This is a genomic window from Gramella sp. MT6 (genome assembly GCF_019357415.1).
Lineage (GTDB): Bacteria > Bacteroidota > Bacteroidia > Flavobacteriales > Flavobacteriaceae > Christiangramia.
On sequence record NZ_CP048410.1, the window covers coordinates 1,565,289 to 1,583,344 of the forward strand.

At 38.7% G+C, this 18,056-nt stretch carries 14 protein-coding genes and 1 tRNA gene; 12 read left to right on the forward strand and 3 right to left on the reverse strand.

Features of this window, described 5'->3' with window-relative positions; translation table 11 throughout:
- Window positions 1-206: 206 nt before the first annotated feature.
- Window positions 207-356, forward strand: a complete 150-nt coding sequence (locus G3I01_RS07040; RefSeq protein WP_219552289.1) for a hypothetical protein — start codon at window positions 207-209, stop codon at window positions 354-356.
- A gap of 197 nt (window positions 357-553) precedes the next feature.
- A complete protein-coding gene (locus tag G3I01_RS07045; protein WP_219552291.1) occupies window positions 554-1,753 on the forward strand; it encodes an FAD/NAD(P)-binding oxidoreductase in 1,200 nt (399 codons plus the stop codon).
- A 64-nt stretch (window positions 1,754-1,817) separates the two neighbouring features.
- Here G3I01_RS07045 and G3I01_RS07050 read toward each other — a convergent pair.
- Window positions 1,818-1,890 (reverse strand) — tRNA-Phe (locus tag G3I01_RS07050).
- A 104-nt stretch (window positions 1,891-1,994) separates the two neighbouring features.
- Here G3I01_RS07050 and G3I01_RS07055 point away from each other — a divergent pair.
- From G3I01_RS07055 to G3I01_RS07085, 7 genes are all read left to right on the forward strand, one after another.
- Window positions 1,995-2,726 (forward strand): type III pantothenate kinase, encoded by a 732-nt coding sequence (locus G3I01_RS07055; RefSeq protein ID WP_219552293.1) that lies wholly within the window; start codon window positions 1,995-1,997, stop codon window positions 2,724-2,726.
- Entirely contained in the window at window positions 2,723-3,967 is a 1,245-nt protein-coding gene (locus G3I01_RS07060; protein WP_219552295.1) for an outer membrane protein transport protein, read from the forward strand. Before G3I01_RS07055 ends, G3I01_RS07060 begins: the two co-directional genes overlap by 4 nt.
- Window positions 3,968-3,987: 20 nt before the next feature.
- Window positions 3,988-5,361, forward strand: a complete 1,374-nt coding sequence (locus G3I01_RS07065) for a tetratricopeptide repeat protein (protein WP_219552297.1) — start codon at window positions 3,988-3,990, stop codon at window positions 5,359-5,361.
- Between the two features lies 1 nt (window position 5,362).
- Window positions 5,363-5,932: an LPS export ABC transporter periplasmic protein LptC gene (lptC, locus tag G3I01_RS07070; protein ID WP_219552299.1), complete on the forward strand. Its 570-nt coding sequence runs from the start codon at window positions 5,363-5,365 to the stop codon at window positions 5,930-5,932.
- Window positions 5,925-6,116 carry a hypothetical protein gene (locus tag G3I01_RS07075; RefSeq protein WP_219552301.1) on the forward strand — a complete coding sequence of 64 codons (192 nt, stop codon included), beginning with the start codon at window positions 5,925-5,927 and terminating at the stop codon, window positions 6,114-6,116. The genes lptC and G3I01_RS07075 overlap by 8 nt, the downstream gene beginning before the upstream one ends.
- 5 nt (window positions 6,117-6,121) lie before the next feature.
- Window positions 6,122-7,408, forward strand: a complete 1,287-nt coding sequence (locus G3I01_RS07080; protein WP_219552303.1) for a hemolysin family protein — start codon at window positions 6,122-6,124, stop codon at window positions 7,406-7,408.
- A gap of 94 nt (window positions 7,409-7,502) precedes the next feature.
- On the forward strand, window positions 7,503-9,623 hold the full coding sequence (locus G3I01_RS07085) for a peptidylprolyl isomerase (RefSeq protein WP_219552305.1): 2,121 nt from the start codon (window positions 7,503-7,505) through the stop codon (window positions 9,621-9,623).
- A 48-nt stretch (window positions 9,624-9,671) separates the two neighbouring features.
- Here G3I01_RS07085 and G3I01_RS07090 read toward each other — a convergent pair whose 3' ends face one another.
- Both G3I01_RS07090 and G3I01_RS07095 read right to left on the reverse strand, forming a co-directional pair.
- Window positions 9,672-10,595, reverse strand: coding sequence for a GYDIA family GHMP kinase (locus tag G3I01_RS07090; RefSeq protein ID WP_219552307.1), 924 nt, complete (start codon window positions 10,593-10,595; stop codon window positions 9,672-9,674).
- A complete protein-coding gene (locus tag G3I01_RS07095) occupies window positions 10,595-11,911 on the reverse strand; it encodes a hydroxymethylglutaryl-CoA reductase, degradative (protein WP_219552309.1) in 1,317 nt (438 codons plus the stop codon). Before G3I01_RS07095 ends, G3I01_RS07090 begins: the two co-directional genes overlap by 1 nt.
- Window positions 11,912-12,095: 184 nt before the next feature.
- Here G3I01_RS07095 and G3I01_RS07100 point away from each other — a divergent pair, with 184 nt between their 5' ends.
- From G3I01_RS07100 to G3I01_RS07110, 3 genes are read left to right on the forward strand one after another with little or no spacing between them, the layout of a single operon-like run.
- Window positions 12,096-14,312 (forward strand): S9 family peptidase, encoded by a 2,217-nt coding sequence (locus G3I01_RS07100; protein WP_219552311.1) that lies wholly within the window; start codon window positions 12,096-12,098, stop codon window positions 14,310-14,312.
- A gap of 19 nt (window positions 14,313-14,331) precedes the next feature.
- Window positions 14,332-16,233, forward strand: a complete 1,902-nt coding sequence (locus G3I01_RS07105) for a peptide MFS transporter (protein WP_219552313.1) — start codon at window positions 14,332-14,334, stop codon at window positions 16,231-16,233.
- Window positions 16,234-16,244: 11 nt separating this feature from the next.
- Window positions 16,245-18,032, forward strand: a complete 1,788-nt coding sequence (locus G3I01_RS07110; protein ID WP_219552315.1) for an oligopeptide:H+ symporter — start codon at window positions 16,245-16,247, stop codon at window positions 18,030-18,032.
- The last annotated feature ends 24 nt before the right edge of the window (window positions 18,033-18,056 follow it).

An 18,056-nucleotide genomic window follows, 5' to 3' on the forward strand; every position in this document is an offset into this window, starting at 1 on the left:
TAATATCAACCTTGTCAGCTTGATATCATCCTTTCTGACACCAGTTACTAGCCTTAATTTGAAGGAAAATATCGAATTATAAGAGGATGAAAAGGAGCCATTGGTTCTACGCCTATAATATTGTTAGTTCAACGATTAATTTTTGAAAAACTTCTGTAACTCCTTATATTTAAGAGAATTGAGTATTAATATTAAAGAAGGAGATTATGGAGATTTTTACTGATTTTATTCACAATTACAATAATTCCTTAAGAGGTCTTAGTATCTGGGGCAAAATCCTGGTTACCCTCACTTTGGCAATGATCTTTGTTGCTATTATTGGAGCAATTGTTAATGTGATCCTGCTTAACGTCTAATTCAATTTTGAATTATTGAAAACTTACTCTCATCCCCCGTTGACCATTTCGTTTTCTTCTACATAAACGAACAGGTTTTTTATTGGTCAAATTTTCATTAATTAAATTCCACTATTAAAATATCACCCTGCTATGTAACCATGGTTACTGTGCAAATTTCCTTTATGGCGTAAATTCAATATATAAAATTTGAAGCCATGAAAACTGTAGTGATTGGAGGGAATTTTGCCGGTTTAACTGCTGCGCTGGAATTAAAGAGAAAAGGAAAACAAGAGCAGGAAGTTGTCGTTATTGATAAATCTACTGTATTCCTTTTTATTCCATCCCTCATATGGGTTCCGTTTGGAAGAAGAGAGATTAAGGATATTTCTTTCCGTAAAGATGAACTTTTAAGAAAGAAAGGAGTTGAGTTCATTAATGCCGAAGCAATTAAGGTAGATCCAGACAAAAATATTGTAGTTACTAGTAAAGGTGATGTAAGTTATGATCAGCTGGTGATTGCCACCGGGCCAAAGGTAAAATATGATGTTGCTCCCGGTGTTAAGGAGTATGCTCATTATATTGGCACACCCAAAGGTGCGATGGAAACACGAAAAGCTCTTGAAAAATTTAAAAAAGATCCTGGCCCTGTGGTTATTGGAGCAACTCAAAATGCGGGTTGTATGGGAGCGGCTTACGAATTTCTGTTCAATATTGAAAAATGGCTTCGCGAGCAGAAGATTCGTAAAAAAGTCGATCTGTACTGGATCACTCCAGAAACCTTTTTAGGTCACTTTGGAATTGACGGAATAAAAGGTGGGGAAACCATGTTGAAATCCTTCATGAAAATGTTTCATATTCATTACAGAACAGAGGTAGGGGTTAAAGAGGTTTTTAAAGACAGGGTAGAACTGACTACCGGTGAAATTCTACCGAGTAAGTTTACCATGTTAATGCCACCTTTTATTGGAGTTGATTTTGTAACCAATTCACCTGGCCTCCACGCAACCGAAGCTGGATATATCCCGGTAACCAATGATTACAGGCATGTGGATTATCCCAATGTCTGGGCAGCGGGAATTGCGGTAGATGTGAAATTGCCCTTTACACCTGGAAAGATACCTTTCTCTGGTCCTAAAACAGGTTATCCTTCAGATGAAACTGGTAAGATCGTGGCAGAGAATATAATCAGATTGTCTAAGGGAGAAACTAAGCTTAAAGAAAAAGCCTGGGGTAAAATTCCTGGAATATGCGTTATGGATGCAGGTAAAAAAGAAGTGATCATTCTTTCTGACACACTTTTTAAACCCAGAAAATTCGCGGTAATGATCCCTAATGTGCTTTACGATTTCTCTAAAGTACTATTTGAGAAATACTTTATGTGGAAAACGAAACGTGGTTTGTCCTATTTACCATGATCATCGGTTAGTTTTAAATTGAGGTATAAAAAAAGCCCGCTAAAAATAGCGGGCTTTTTAAAGGTGGTGCCTCCAGGAATCGAACCAGGGACACAAGGATTTTCAGTCCTTTGCTCTACCAACTGAGCTAAGGCACCAGTTGCTTTGTTAAGCGGTGGCAAATATAATTTCATTTTTAGGAACTCACAAAGGAAATTTTAAAAAAATGCTTTTGTATTTTAGCTTTTCTAAGAAAATCTGAATGAATTTAGTAATTGATGCCGGAAATACTTCAGTAAAGACTGCTGTTTTTCAAAACAATAGGTTGCTGGAAAAGCAGAATTTCAAAAAGGAAAATTTTTCAAAAGAATTTCAAAAGATCCGGAAAAACTTTCCCGAAATCACCAAATCTATAATTTCCAGTGTCACTTCTGGAGGGATTGAAATGATTTCAGAGCTAAAAAAGTCATTCCCGGTCCTGGAATTGGATAATTCTACACCGGTTCCTTTCGAAAACAGGTATGCCACTCCCAAAACTTTAGGAAAAGACAGAATTGCCCTGGTAACTGCCGCGGTAAATTCATTTCCAGGAAAGAATGTTTTGATCATCGATGCCGGTACCTGCATTACTTATGATATCAAAACGGCTGAAGAGGTCTATTTAGGAGGTGCGATTTCTCCAGGTTTAAATATGAGATTTAATAGTCTGCACAAGTTTACCGCAAATTTACCGTTAGTTATTCCGAAGCCGGAAGCCGAATTAATAGGTAATACTACTCAAACCAGTATCTTATCCGGAATTATTAATGGAATAAAAATGGAATTAACGGGAACCATAGAATCCTACCGCTCTCAATTTGAAGATTTAACAGTTATTTTTACAGGAGGGGATAGCCAAATTTTGTCTATACCATTAAAAAATAGCATATTTGCCAACTCAAATTTTTTGTTAGAAGGACTTAATTTCATTCTAGAATTTAACAATACTCAATGATAAAACGATTTATAGTAATCGTAGCTTTATTTTCAGCTTTTATAGCCGAAGCACAGGAAAACGTTTCTTCGCCTTATTCATATTACGGCATTGGTTTAACTAACTTTAAGGGTACCGTAGAGAATAGATCTATGGGAGGATTAAGTATCTTTGCAGACAGCATTCATATTAATATGCAGAATCCTGCCGGTTATGGTAGATTGAAACTTACAAATTATGCGGTAGGTGCCAGTCATGACAGGATAAGCCTTGAAACCGATAGTGATAGTGATAATGCAAAAATCACGTCCCTTGATTATCTTTCGTTAGCATTTCCTGTTAGCGATAAAGTAGGTATTGGGGTAGGAGTGCTTCCTTATACCTCGGTGGGGTATAGGATTTTAGATATGGAAGAAGGTTCTGCCAGTTTGTTGAATGGTAGAGGTGGAATGAACAAAGTATTTCTTTCTGCTGGATGGGCTGTGACCAAGGATTTAAGTATAGGTGTGGATGCCAATTATAACTTCGGGAATTTTCAAAATTCTCAAAGTATAAACAGGGAAGATCTGCAATATGGAACTACAGATGTAAATAGGTCTGATATTAAAGGATTTACCTTTAACTTTGGGGCTAATTACCAAAAAGATCTAACTGAAACGTTGAAATTGCACATTTCTTCCACATATGCACCGGCAATGGATCTGGATTCTGAGAATTCCAGGGCTATATCTACCGTTGATTTTTCCAGCGGTTCGGGTCGTATTATAGATTTTAGAGAGCTAGACCTTAGTGATACTCAGTTTGAATTTCCTTCTAAACTTAGCATCGGTGCTGGTCTGGGTGAGGAAAATAAATGGTTTATCGGGGCAGAGTATGCCAGCGTAGGGTCTTCTTCTTATGAAGATAGCTTTAGTTTTAGAGGAGATAATGGGGATTATCAAGATGCTTCACAATTTTCGCTTGGAGGATTTTATATTCCGCAATACAATTCGTTCTCAAGTTACTTTGAGCGAATGGTTTACAGGGCTGGATTCAGGTTTGATGAGACTGGTTTAATAGTAAATGAAGAGCCTATAAATGAGTTTGGCATATCTTTTGGACTAGGTTTGCCAGTTGGATCAAACTTCTCCAACATTAATCTTGGAATCGAGCTTGGACAAAGAGGTACCAAAGATTCTGGATTAATTCAGGAGAACTTTTTAAGACTGTCAATAGGACTTTCTTTAAACGATAAATGGTTCACAAAAAGAAAATTTGATTAACCACTACAATAAACAATAAAATGAAAAAAAGATTTATAGCACTACTAACGATTGCTTTGTCAGGTCTTGGAACGGTAAACGCTCAATCTGGGGATTGTGCGACAATGGCTGCACTTGCTTATGATGATGCAAAAGCGAAAAATTATGAAGCGGCTTATCCGGCTTTAATGAAAGTTAAAGAGGAATGTCCTAAATATAGCCTAGCTACATATCAATACCTTGAAAGAGCTTTAGAGTATAAGATCGAGAAAGCTGAGCAGGGAGATAAAAAGGAACTTGTTGAAGAATTGATCGGTGTTTGGGAGACCAGATTAGAACTTTATCCTGGTAAGACCTCAAAAGGTAAGATCTATTCAGATATCGCTTTGTTGAAATTCGATAATAAGATCGGAGATAAAGAAGAGCAATATATGGCTTTTGATAAGGCATATACTGAAGACAAGGAGAACTTTAAGAGTCCAAAAGGTCTTTATGCTTATTTCGATTTAATGGCAGAGATGCAGGATGAAGGTGAAAAAACACTTCAGGACGTTTTTGATAACTACGATAGAGTTTTCACTAAGATCGAAGAAGAGGAGAACGAAGCTGCAGAAAACCTTGCTCCATTATTGAAGAAACAGGAAGAAGGAGAAGATCTTACTACCAAAGAAGAAAAACAGATCAAGTATGCAGAGATCAACCTTGCTAACTATAGTAAAGTAAAAGAGGCAATTAATGCGAAGCTTGGTGCTAGAGCAGATTGTGATAACCTTATCCCTTTATACAAGAAGGATTTTGAAGATAAAAAATCTGATGTTGCATGGTTGAAGAACGCCAACGCCAGACTTTCAGCTAAGGATTGTACAGAAGATCCATTGTTCATCCAGGTATCAGAAGCTCTTCATAAATTAGAGCCATCTGCTAAGTCTGCTTATTCTTTAGGTCAGTTAGCTGAAGCTGAAGGAGACAGAACCAAAGCTCTTGAGTACTATAACGAAGCTGCTGAACTTGAAACTAACAAGTCTGATAAAGCGAAGATCTATTATAGAATCGCGAACAACTACAAGGAAAAAGGTAGTTTCGGTCAGGCTAGAAACTTTTACAACAAAGCACTTCAGGCTAAGCCTTCTTTAGGTAGTGCTTACCTACAGATCGCCAGCATGTATGCTCAGAGTGCAAACAACTGTGGTGAAGATGCATTTAGTAAAAGAGCGGTATACTGGTTAGCTGCAGATTATGCTTCCAGAGCTGCGAGAGTAGATCCATCTATTGCAAGTAACGCAAATCAGGCTGCTGCAGCTTATAAAGGTAGAGCTCCGCAGAAGTCAGATGTATTCCAGTCTAGTAAAAATGCTGGAGATGCGATTTCAATTGGATGCTGGATAGGAGAGACTGTTCGTATCCCGAGTCTATAAGATGAAACTCACATATAGTAATATAATTTCAGGCATTGTCACGCTCATAGGCGTGACAATGCTTTTTTCATGCGAAGGTAATCTGCAGGAAGTAAGAGCCTTCAGTTTAGAGGAAGATGCACCTCAGGCAGTAGCCGAAGGCATTAATTTAAAATTCACAGATTCCGGTAGGTTAGTGGCTACTCTCAAGAGTCCTAAGATGCTGGACTTTACCAATAAATCTTTTCCTTATCGGGAATTTCCAGATGGTTTAGAAGTTGAGTTCTTCGACGAGGAGAACAAAAAGAATACGGTAACCGCAGATTACGGTATTGTTTACGAAAACACTCAGCTTATAGATCTCCAGGGGGATGTGGTGATACTTACCGCAGATAGCACTAAATTAGAGGCCAGCCAGATATTCTGGGATCAGGAAAGGAACTGGATCTTTACAGATAAGCCCAATACAATTAGATTTCCAGACGGTTCTTATACAGATGATCTTGGTTTTGATTCTAATCAGGATTTCAGTAATTTTCGATCTAGAACCAATACGGGGATACAGATAATAGAAGAAGAAAAGGATGAATAAATTTTTTAGATATTTTGAATACGCCTACCTGTTCTTTGCAGCGTTCTTTATTTTTGAAGCTATCAGGATATGGAATACTGAAAGAAATAGAGCATATTTGTTCCTGTTCTTTGTTGCTATCGCCATCTTTATGTTCTTCTTTAAAAGACGTTTCAGGCGCAAATATGAAGATCGTAATAAATAGCCTAAATGGAGGTTGATATACTTGTTATAATTTGCTCTTTGCTGCTTTCCGCTTTCTTCTCTGGAATGGAGATCGCTTACGTTTCTTCGAACAAGATCTTTATAGAGATCGAAAAAAGGCAGAATGATTTTCTTGCTAAAGTCCTGAAAAGACTTACCAAAAAGCCTTCAAAATTTATCGCGACTATGCTCGTAGGGAATAATATTGCCCTAGTTGTGTATGGTTTTTTTATGGGAGATCTTTTAATGACCTGGTTGACCGGGATAGATTCCCAAAGCGGATTCGTGAATTATATTATTACAGACCTGAGTCTCCTTACTCAAACGGTTATTTCTACCCTTATTATTTTACTTACTGCCGAATTTCTTCCAAAAGTGATCTTCCAGATCTATGCGAATACCATGTTGAAATTCTTCGCGGTGCCGGCTTACATTTTTTATATACTTTTTAGTTTTGTGTCTTCCTTTATTATCTGGATTTCAGACATTATCCTGAAACGATTCTTTAAGACAGATGGGGATGAAGTTCAGCTAGCATTCAGTAAAGTGGAGCTGGGAAATTTTATTAGTGAGCAAATGGAAACGGTGGAGGAGCATGAGGATGTGGATAGCGAGATCCAGATCTTTCAGAATGCACTGCAGTTTTCAGACATTAAAGCGAGGGAAGTGATGATCCCGCGAACAGAGATCATTGCGGTGGACCAGAACCAGGCTCCGAATGATCTTATAGAAACCTTTACAGAAACAGGGCTTTCAAAATTGCTGGTCTATAATGATACTATAGACGATATTATTGGATATGTGCATTCTTTTGAATTGTTCAAAAGACCAAAATCTATAAAATCTATTCTGCTTCCGGTCATTTTTGTGCCAGAGACCATGTGGATCAAGGATGTGCTGAATATTTTGATTAAGAAAAGGAAGAGTATCGCCGTAGTGATCGATGAATATGGAGGGACCAGCGGAATGATGACCGTGGAAGATATAGTGGAAGAGCTTTTCGGGGAAATTGAAGACGAACATGATTCAGCCGTGCTCATTGAGGAAAAACTGGAGGATGGGTATTTCAGGTTTTCAGCAAGACTCGAGGTAGACTATCTTAATGAAAATTATAAAGTTGATATTCCGGTAGGTGAAAATTATGAGACCCTTAGTGGTTTTATTGTAAATCACACCGAAGAAATTCCGCAGCAGGGAGAGGTGATTCACATTGAAGATTTCGAAATAAAAATCATTGAAACTTCCAATACCAAAATCGAATTGGTAGAGCTAAAAATCAATCCTGAAGATTAAAGCTTGAAAGTTAAGAATTTGCTAATTTTAAATTTTATTATTAGCCTAAAAACCTTATTTTCGCCCCCTATATTTTGACAAATTATACATTCAAATGGCAGTATTAAACAAAATCAGACAAAGGTCTGTTTTCTTGATTATCATCATTGCATTGGCCCTATTTTCTTTCGTATTGGCCGATGTGATTAGAAACGGAGGCTTAAGCTCTCAAAATTCTCAGAATGTTATCGCTACCGTAAATGGTAATGAAATAAGCCGGGAAGAGTTCGCTCGTGAAGTAGAAGCATTTGAAAGAAATATGGGTAGGAATACCAGCACTACTCAGGCAGTAAACCGTATTTGGGATCAGAAGTTAAGAGAAGTGATCCTGAATGAGCAGGTTGAGGAACTGGGAATTAGAGCCGGTGAAGGACAGATCACAAGTCTTGTGAGATCTCAAATGGCTGGAAATCCTAATTTCACCAATGAAGCTGGAATGTTCGACGAGAACAGGCTTAGAGAATATGTTGCTAATTTAAAGGAAACTTCTCCGGAAGCTTATCAGCAATGGCAGCAGTTCACTTCTAATCTGGCTAACACTGCTAAATTGAATACTTACTACAATATGGTAAGTGCCGGTGTAGGAGCAACGCTATTAGAAGGAGAGCAGGCTTACAGACTTCAGAATGATAACATTAATATGAAATTTGTACAGATCCCTTATTCTTCAATTCCAGATAGTGAAGTTGAAGTGACCAAATCTGATATCAAATCTTATATCGAAGATCATAAAGCGCGTTTTGAAACCGATGCTGCTAGAAGCATCCAGTATGTGATCTTTAACGAAACCGCTTCTAACGAAGATAAATCTGAAGCTAAAGAGGCGATCAATGCTTTAAGAAATGAGCGTGTAGAATATAATGCGGCTATCGGAGCAAATGATACCATTGCTGGATTTGACAATACAGATGACTATGCTGATTTCATCAGCAATAATTCAGATCTTCCTTTTGAGAACAGATTCAAGTTCAGAAACGATTTTACAGGTGAGAATGCAGAGGCTATCTTCAATCTTAACGAAGGTGAGACCTTTGGACCATATGAGGAAAATGGATACTGGAAATTAAGCAAGGTTGTAGAGACCAAGACAATTCCAGATTCAGTTAAGGCGAGTCATATTTTGATCGCTTACCAGGGGACTCAGTTAGGTGCCGGTTTAGACAGAACAAAAGAAGAGGCTAAAGAGCTTGCAGATAGTATTGCAAGTGTTGCCAGAGCAGATAAGGATAAATTCGCTGAACTTGCTTCAGAGTTTTCTGCAGATACTTCAAATAAAGAGCAGGCTGGAGATCTTGGATATTTTACTCCAGGAATGATGATCCCTGCTTTTGAAAACTATGTTTTTGATAACTCAACAGGTGATATCGGGGTTGTAGAAACACCAATCGGTTACCACGTGATCTCTATTGAAGATCAGACTGAAGCCGCCAGAGCGGTTAAGGTTGCGACCATTGCCAGAGAAATAGACGCTTCAGAGAAGACGATGAATAATCTTTTCAACGAGGTTACTAAATTCGAGATCTCTGCTTCAGAAGGTGATTTTGCAGATATTGCAAAAGAAAGTAATTACGAAGTGCGAACTGTAAAGGATATCAAAGCTCTTGAAGAGAATATTCCTGGTGCAGGTGCACAGCGTAGAGTTGTACAATGGGCTTTTGAAGATGAAGCTAAAGTTGGAGACGTAAGAAGGTTCGATACTAACGATGGTTATATCGTAGCTCAGTTAACTGCTAAAAAAGATAAAGGATTAATGAGTGTAGAGGAAGCTGCTGCTACCGTTACACCTATCCTTAAAAAGGAGAAGAAAGCTGAGATCATCAAATCAAGAATTAAAGGAAATAGCTTGAAAGAGATTTCAGAAAATCAGGGGGTAAGCATTCAAACTGCAGATGCGGTTAACTTAAGCAGTCCTACTTTAGCAGGTGCTGGTGAAGAGCCGGAAGTTGTTGGAGCTGTCTTCTCTATGGAAACAGGAAGCCTTAGTGAGCCAATTGCAGGTGAAAAAGGAGTGTATGTTGCAGAACTTGTAAGTAAGTTTGAAGCTCCGGCAATGGACTCTTACAAAGGATATGCTCAGCAGGAAAGTGCTGCTCGTAGAGCTCAGGCAGGAATGAGAGTATTTGATGCTCTTAAGAAGAAAGCTGATATTGAAGATAACAGGTCTAAATTTTACTAGACCTTTAAATTTATAATTAAAAAAGCCTCACCTATAAGTGAGGCTTTTTTATTTGATGAGTTCCTGATAATCTAAAATTGTATCGTAACCTTTCTTTCTGAAATATTCCTTTTCAGCTTCACCTCCGGTTGCGAGAATAAAATCGCCTCCCCAGCCTCCAAGGCTTTTAATTAAGCCGGAATAATCCGGGAAAAGCTCTTCGTTTATCCTCGGAATATTGATTGCCTTTGTAATTAGCATTTCGTGTGCCTGCATTAACATTCTGAACTCCTCGAAATCTTCAGAACTGATGATCTGTTCTGTGATTCCGGAGATCTTTTCTACTAGGCCGTGTCTATTCTCCTGGAGTGTATTACGGTAATGAGCTATAGCTTCGCGGCTGTTCTGTTTCCTGTTCAGGTAAACAAAGAATAGCTGGTCTTTAAATGGCAGATCGAAATCTGCAGTATAAGCTACCGGTCCGTTTTTAGTGATCTGGTAAGTGATAGGCAGATCACTTCCTGCTACAGCGATATCATAACCACTGCCTCCAAAACTATCCTTCAGTAATTTGTATGCATCGATCTGTAGCCATTGCGCCAGGTTATTTATAAGCGTTGAAGAAGTTCCCAGCCCCCATTTTCTGTTGAAATCCAGTTTCGTGATAACAGTGTAGCCTTTTTCTGAAAACGCTTCAGGATTGGACCTAAAGGCAGATCTTAATATTTGCTGAAGTCTTTTTGCAGTTTCCTGGTCTTCCGGTTTCTGTGAAGTAAGGATTGGTTGAAAATCACCCCTATCGATCCGGAAATGAGATTCAAACCATACGTTACCATTTTCATCAAGGCTTTTCCAGGAGATCAGGCCGTTTTCGTTTTCTGACACTTCCATGCTTTGCCCTTTTTTGGTAGGGACGGCTAGAGATTTCGCACCATCAAGTACGGCATATTCTCCTGTTAATAATAGTTTTCCATTGCTTTTAAATATCTGCATTAAGATCTCATTTTTTCTAATTGCTCTATAACACTGCTGTGAGTGATAGTATGATGTGTAAAGAATTCTACCATTTCTTCTTTTTCCCTGTCGGTCGCCTGATTTTGATTTAGAATATTCATCAGGTGCATTTTCATATGCCCCTGCTGGATGCCAGTGGTGATCAAAGATCTTAAGGCGGCAAAGTTTTGTGCGAGTCCGGCGACGGCCGTGATCTCCATTAATTCGTTGGCCGAAGGTCTTTGTAATATATCCAAAGCAAGTTTAACTAATGGGTGTAGACTTGTTAATCCGCCCACAGTTCCCAGGGCTAGTGGAATTTCCATCCAGAATTTGAATATTCCGTCTTCAATTTTAGCGTGGGTTAAACTTGAATACTGCCCATTTCTAGAAGCATATGCATGCACACCTGCTTCTACAGCCCTGAAGTCATTTCCAGTAGCCAGAACTACAGCATCAATACCATTCATAACACCTTTATTATGGGTTACCGCGCGGTAAGGTTCGATTTCGGCTATTTTAACGGCCTGGATGAATTTCTTTGCGAACTCCTCACCCCTCATGTTCGCATCTTCAGAGAGTTGGTCTACAGGGCAGGAGACTTCTGCTCGTACGATACATTCGGGTACGTAGTTGGAAAGTATGCTCATGATTACCTGGAGGTCTTTTTCCTCCTTGCTGAAATCTGGGTTTTTATTGGCTTCTTCCTGTAAAACCTCAGCAAATTTTTCCAGGCAGGAATTAATGAAATTCGCACCCATAGAATCCCGGGTGTCAAATTTTACGAACAACTGGTAATAGCTTTCCAGTTTTTCGGTCTTATCGATCAGCTCTATATCCAGAATTCCACCACCTCTTTTTTCCATATTCCTGGTGATGGGTTTTACAGCTTCTCTAAGTTTCGGCTTAATATTTGTTACCAATTGGTCGAGCCTGGAGAAATCTCCCTGGAACAGGAAGTGTACCTGCCCGATCTTTTTCGTATTGATCACAGTGGCCTTAAAACCTCCTCTTTCGTTCCAGAACTTGGCGGCCTTACTGGCTGCGGCGACAACGGAGCTTTCCTCTATGGCCATAGGCAAAACATAATATTTGCCGTTTATTAAAAAGTTTGGTGCAAGACCTAATGGTAAGTAGAAGTTTGAAACCGTATTTTCAATGAATTCATCATGAAGCTTTTGCAATTCATTATTGTTATTCCAATACTGCTTCAGGACTGAGACGGCGGTATCATTGTTGTTTAAATAATTTTCCGCCAGCCAATTTATTTTTTCGGTTTTGTTAAGTTTCGAAAATCCGTTTACGGGCTTTGTCATTTTTTAGGTATTTCAGGAGGTCAAAGATACAAAGCATATTTTTTAAAGGCTTATAAATTAGTCTGGATGAAGTACATAAAGCTGAACTTTTATTAGCAAATTGTTAGCATTTAACAAACCAGCATGGTCATTTTTTGGTTAAATTTTAGTAAACTTGGCCTGCATTAAATATTCTTAAATTTTTATGAAGTTCCCTACAATACTGGTTGCTTTTATTTTGGCAGCATCTTCTGTGCTAACGGCACAAAATAAAGAAGTAAGTCTTGAAGAAATATGGAGTGGTACATTCCGAGAGCAAAGACTACAATCCCTACAATCCTTAAAAAATGGCGAAGAATATGTGATCCTCAACCAGGATCGAGAAACTGGAAATACCAGTATCGATGTTTACAGTTACAAAACTGGCAAGAAGACCAGGACTATTGTGAACACTGCAGATCTCGCTGAGATCAAAGCTTTTGATAATTTTAAATTCAGCGAAAAAGAGGATAAGATCCTTTTATCAACAGAGGTTGAGCCAATTTTCAGAAGGTCTTCAAAAGAGATCTTTTATGTTTATAACGTAAAGTCTAAAGATCTTAAAAAAGTAAGTGAGCAGAAAATCCAAGAAGCTTCCTTTTCTCCAGATGCTTCAAAAGTAGCTTACGTATTTGAAAATAATATTTACATTCTTAATCTTAATAATGATAATCCCACCCAGGTTACCAAGGATGGTGAGATGAATAAGATCATCAACGGAGTTACGGACTGGGTTTATGAGGAGGAATTTTCTTTCGTAAAGGCTTTCGAATGGAATCCAACCGGTGAAAAATTAGCTTATATCAAATTTGATGAATCCAGAGTTCCGGAATTTTCCATGGATATGTTTGGTAAGGATCTCTATCCAAGTCAGCATGTATTTAAATATCCAAAAGCAGGTGAAGCAAATTCTGAAGTAAGCCTGCATATGTATGATGTGGAATCTGAAGAATCCAGTGAGATCGATCTTGGTGATAAATATGATGTCGCTTCATCATCTTCAGAAATTGAAATTGGAGCAAAGAATGATATCTACATTCCGAGAATTAAGTGGACGGCAGATCCAATGTTATTAAGCGTGCAGGTGTTGAATAGAGCTCAGAATGATCTTGATCTTATTTTCGTTGATGCTGAAGATAACGATACCGAAGTGGTTTTAAATGAAACCGATGAGGCTTACGTAGATATTACTGATAATCTAACATTTTTAAAAGATAATAGTTTTATCTGGACTAGTGAAAAGGATGGCTATAACCATATTTATCATTATGATGAAGACGGGGAGCTTTTGGATCAGGTAACCAGCGGTAACTGGGAAGTGACCAATTATTACGGTTATGATGCTGAAGATGATAAGATCTACTACCAAAGTACAGAGAACGGAAGTGTGAATCGTGATGTTTACTCTATTAAACCAAACGGGAAAAACAAGAAAAGACTTACCGATAAAACAGGTATGAATTCGGCTTCTTTCAGCGCTGATTATACTTACTTTATCAATTCATTTACCAATGTGGCCACACCGCATGTTTATACTTTGCACAGAGCTAAAGATGGCGAACTGGTTCGTGAGATACTTAATAACAGGGAGCTTTTAGATAAGGTTGCTGGTTATGAGTTTTCTCCAAAGGAGCTTTCAACTATAGAGATCAATGGAAACGATCTTAATATGTGGATGATCAAGCCTTCAGATTTTGATGAGAACAAAAAGTATCCATTATTGATGTTCCAGTATTCCGGTCCAGGTTCACAGTCGGTTTCAAATTCCTATTATAATACGAACGATTACTGGTATCAGCTATTAGCCGATAAAGGTTATATAGTTGTTTGCGTAGATGGTAGAGGAACCGGATTTAAAGGAGCAGATTTCAAAAAAGTGACCTATAAGGAGCTTGGTAAATATGAAGTAGAAGATCAGATTGCAGCAGCTCAGAAACTTGGTGATAGAAATTATATAGATGCCGATAGAATAGGGATCTGGGGATGGAGTTATGGAGGTTATATGTCTTCCAACGCGATCCTTAAAGGGAACGACACTTTCTCTATGGCAATTGCCGTGGCTCCGGTGACCAGCTGGAGATTTTACGATACTGTTTATACCGAGAGATACATGGGAACTCCGCAAGAGAACCCTTCTGGATACGATGATAATTCCCCTTTAAGCCATGTAGAAAAACTTAAGGGTGATTATTTGATCATTCACGGTGGTGGAGATGATAATGTGCATTTACAAAATACCATGAGAATGGTGGAAGAGCTAATACAGGCCAACAAGCAATTCGACTGGGCGATCTATCCAGATAAAAATCACGGTATTTATGGAGGTAATACCAGATTGCACCTTTATAACCTGATGACAGATTTTATACTTGAAAAACTATAATTTAATTAACCTAGAATAAATGGGAACTAGAGACGTACGTGTAAAACAAAAAGAGCTTTTCGGGCACCCGGTAGGGCTTTATATTTTATTTTTTACTGAAATGTGGGAGCGCTTTTCCTATTACGGGATGCGTGCAATTTTGGTATTATATCTTGTAAGTGCCACAACAGGAGGAAATGCCGGTTTAGGATGGACTGGTGGTGAAGCTATCGCGCTTTATGGTTGGTATACTATGCTGGTTTATGTGGCTTCTATTCCTGGAGGTATAATTGCAGATAAATTACTGGGTCAGAAGAAAACGGTTCTGGTAGGTGGTATAGTTCTGGTTGCAGGTCACGGTATCCTGGCAGTAGAAGAGATGTGGGCGTTTTATTCTGGTCTTGCTTTGATCATTGCCGGTGTAGGAATGCTAAAACCTAATATCTCCACCATGGTTGGAGGACTTTATAAAGAAGGCGATATCCGTCGTGATAAAGGTTTTACCATATTCTATATAGGTATTAATTTAGGTGCTTTCCTTTCCAGTTTGATCGTAGGTTATGTTGGAGAAGAAATTGGCTGGCACTGGGGCTTCGGTCTTGCAGGTATAGCCATGGCGCTTGGACTTTTAGTTTACCTGTGGGGACAAAAATATTTACGTAATGTTGGGAACCTGCTTTCTAAAGTTGAACGTAGCGAAGGTGCTTCCTTAGGAAATATGTTCAGTGAACTTCTAAAGTCTCCTTTACAGCTGGTCATCACGTCTATTTTAATGATAGGATCTGTTTACTATCTTATATTCGAGTCCTTACCTTATGGGCTTCTTTATATCTTTTTGACCTTGGTGACCGCATTAATGCTGATGGTTTATAAAGACCTTACTACACAGGTAATGAAAGATCGTTATGTAGTGATGATACTTTCTTTCCTTTTAGTAGTAGTATTCTGGGGAGCTTTTGAACAGGCCGGTGGTTTGATGAATATTTATGCTTTAGATAAAACGAACAGGTCTATTCCCTTTACTCTTCCATTAATAGGGGATGAAGTACCAGCTACTTGGTTCCAATCTTTAAACGCACTTTTCATTATCATTTTTGGGGTTATCATTGCTAATTTCTGGGCTAAGAGAAAACTAAAAAATAAAGAAGCATCCTCTATCTTTAAGATGGCTACAGGGGTGATCATTATGGGTCTTGGTTTCGTTTTTATGGCCATGGCTGCTAAAAGTTATGTTCCTTACGATCACAAATCGGCTATGTACTGGCTGGTTTTGGCTTATTTATTACATACTATCGGGGAGTTATGTTCTTCTCCAGTGGCACTATCTTTTATTACAAAGCTTGCTCCTGCAAAATACGCTTCCTTAATGATGGGTGTATATTTTGCAGCTACCGGTCTTGGAAATAAAGTGGCAGGAGAGATTGGAGAATTTTCTCAGGGAGAACCATTGGTGGTTAACCTGAACGCTGATAGCAATCAGCTTACTCAAAACTTACAGATCAATGATTCTGTGGTTTCTAATAATGAAGATTTCCGTTTCAGCGGAAATGTATACCAGGAAAATGGAGAGCTTCATGTGAAGACACTCAACAATGAAGAATCTGTTCTGGATTTCATCAATTTTAAAGATGAAGAGAGAGCTAATGAAGTGGTTGAAACGCTTAAAGAGGAAGGTGTTACAGCATCAGATCCTTATCATGTGATGATAGATTTCAAACAGGCAGAAGATAATAGCGGTTTTAGCGGAGATTTTATCATCGAAGAAGTGCAAACAGATATGGAATACAAAACTTTCTGGGGTATCACTATCTTTACTTCGGCTTTTGGGCTCATAGTTATTTTGCTTCTGAAGCCATTGAAAAGACTTACTCATGGTGTTGAGGATAACGAGTCTGATCTGCCAGAGCAGGAAGAGTATGAACTTGCTGATGTTGAAAATTAATTTTTTGAAACATGAGTGCGTTAGGATCAACACCGGTTCAGGAAGATTTTTTTAAAAGTAAAGTTTTTGGCCATCCGGCTGGGTTATTTGTTCTTTTCTTTACCGAAATGTGGGAAAGGTTCTCGTTCTACGGGATGAGGGTTCTTCTAGTTAATTTCCTTACCATGGCCATCGTTGGTGTAGATAACCCCGGTTGGGGCTGGTCTGCCGAGAATGCTGGTGCGCTATTTGGTACTTATGCTGGGCTTCTATATTTAACTCCAATTTTAGGTGGTTTAATTGCAGATAAGCTTACGGGATACCGCTGGGCAGTAATTATTGGTGCTGCGATCATGACCCTTGGTCATGCTTCCATGGCCCTGGAAACAGAGCTGTCTTTATATTTTGGATTAGGACTTCTCGTAATAGGAACGGGCTTTTTCAAACCAAATATTACCTCTATCATTTCTGAAATGTATGAGGGAAAACCAGATAAGAAAGATGGGGCTTACACTATCTTTTATATGGGGGTTAATGCAGGTGCATTCTTCGGAATGATGCTATGTGGTTATCTCGCTGAAAAGATAGGCTGGAGCTGGGGCTTTGGTCTGGCGGGGATCTTTATGCTTCTTGGAACTTTGCAGTTCTGGCTGGCAAAACCTCTGTTTGGTAAAATAGGAGGGGTGCCAGATAAGGAACTTGAGGCTAAACATCTGAAAGAAGAGCAAGAAACTGGAGTTTCTCATAAACCGAATCCCTTTACCCTTCTTGATAAGATACTAGTGGTAGCTTCTGCAGTTATTGGTTTTGCTTATCTCATCAATGATCCTATGTCAAAGATCGCTGATATCAATCTATTACCGGTAGTAATGCCGTTTGACTTTGGTGGTGATCCACTTTCTGGTCCCATAGGGATGGCTGTATTAGGTCTTATCCTCTTTTTAATACTCGTTATTTCAAGGATCTCCCGATATACTAAGATCGTACGAGACCGCCTTATAGCCGTGATCATATTTGCTGTTTTTACGGTGTTCTTTTTTATGGCATTTGAGCAGGGAGCTTCTTCTCTAATCATATTTGCCCGTGATAATGTAGATAGGATATTAACTGGTAATTCGGCTAATATATTCAATGTTGTAAATGCTCTCTTAACTGTAGTTCCGCTTGCGATCATTACCTGGGTGCTTTATTTATTATGGAAACAGACGTTTGCAAGAATTCCGGGTTCTAATATTATTCTTGGTATTTGTTTCGCTGGAATATGGGGGCTGGTAATATGGATGCTGGTCAGAGAGTTTTCAGCAGATACCACCGAGATCACAGTTTCATGGTTTAGCATACTGAACTCCTTTTTTATAATTGTATTTGCTTCGTTCTTTTCTAAATGGTGGGAAAGTAAATACAATCCATCTGCGGCTTTCAAGTATTGTTTTGGACTAATTCTTTTAGGACTTGGCTTTGGATTACTTGCCCTTGGATCAAGTGGCGTTGCAGAAGGAGCAAAAGTAAGTATGATCTGGTTGATCCTGGCTTATTTGCTACATACCCTGGGAGAGCTTTGTTTATCGCCGTTGGGTCTATCTTATGTAAGTAAGCTGGTGCCGGCAAGAATGATCGCTTTTATGTTTGGAATGTGGTACCTGGCGATTGCCATAGGTAATAAACTTGCCGGGTCTCTTGGAGGAATGATCGAAGAGGTTACCAGACAATATGATCTATCAACTTTCTTCCTGATCTTTACTATAGTGCCTATCGCAGGAGGTGTATTGGTAGCTTTACTGAATCCAATTTTAAAGAAATTGATGCACGGCATTAGATAGTAATACAAATAAAAAATAGAAAGC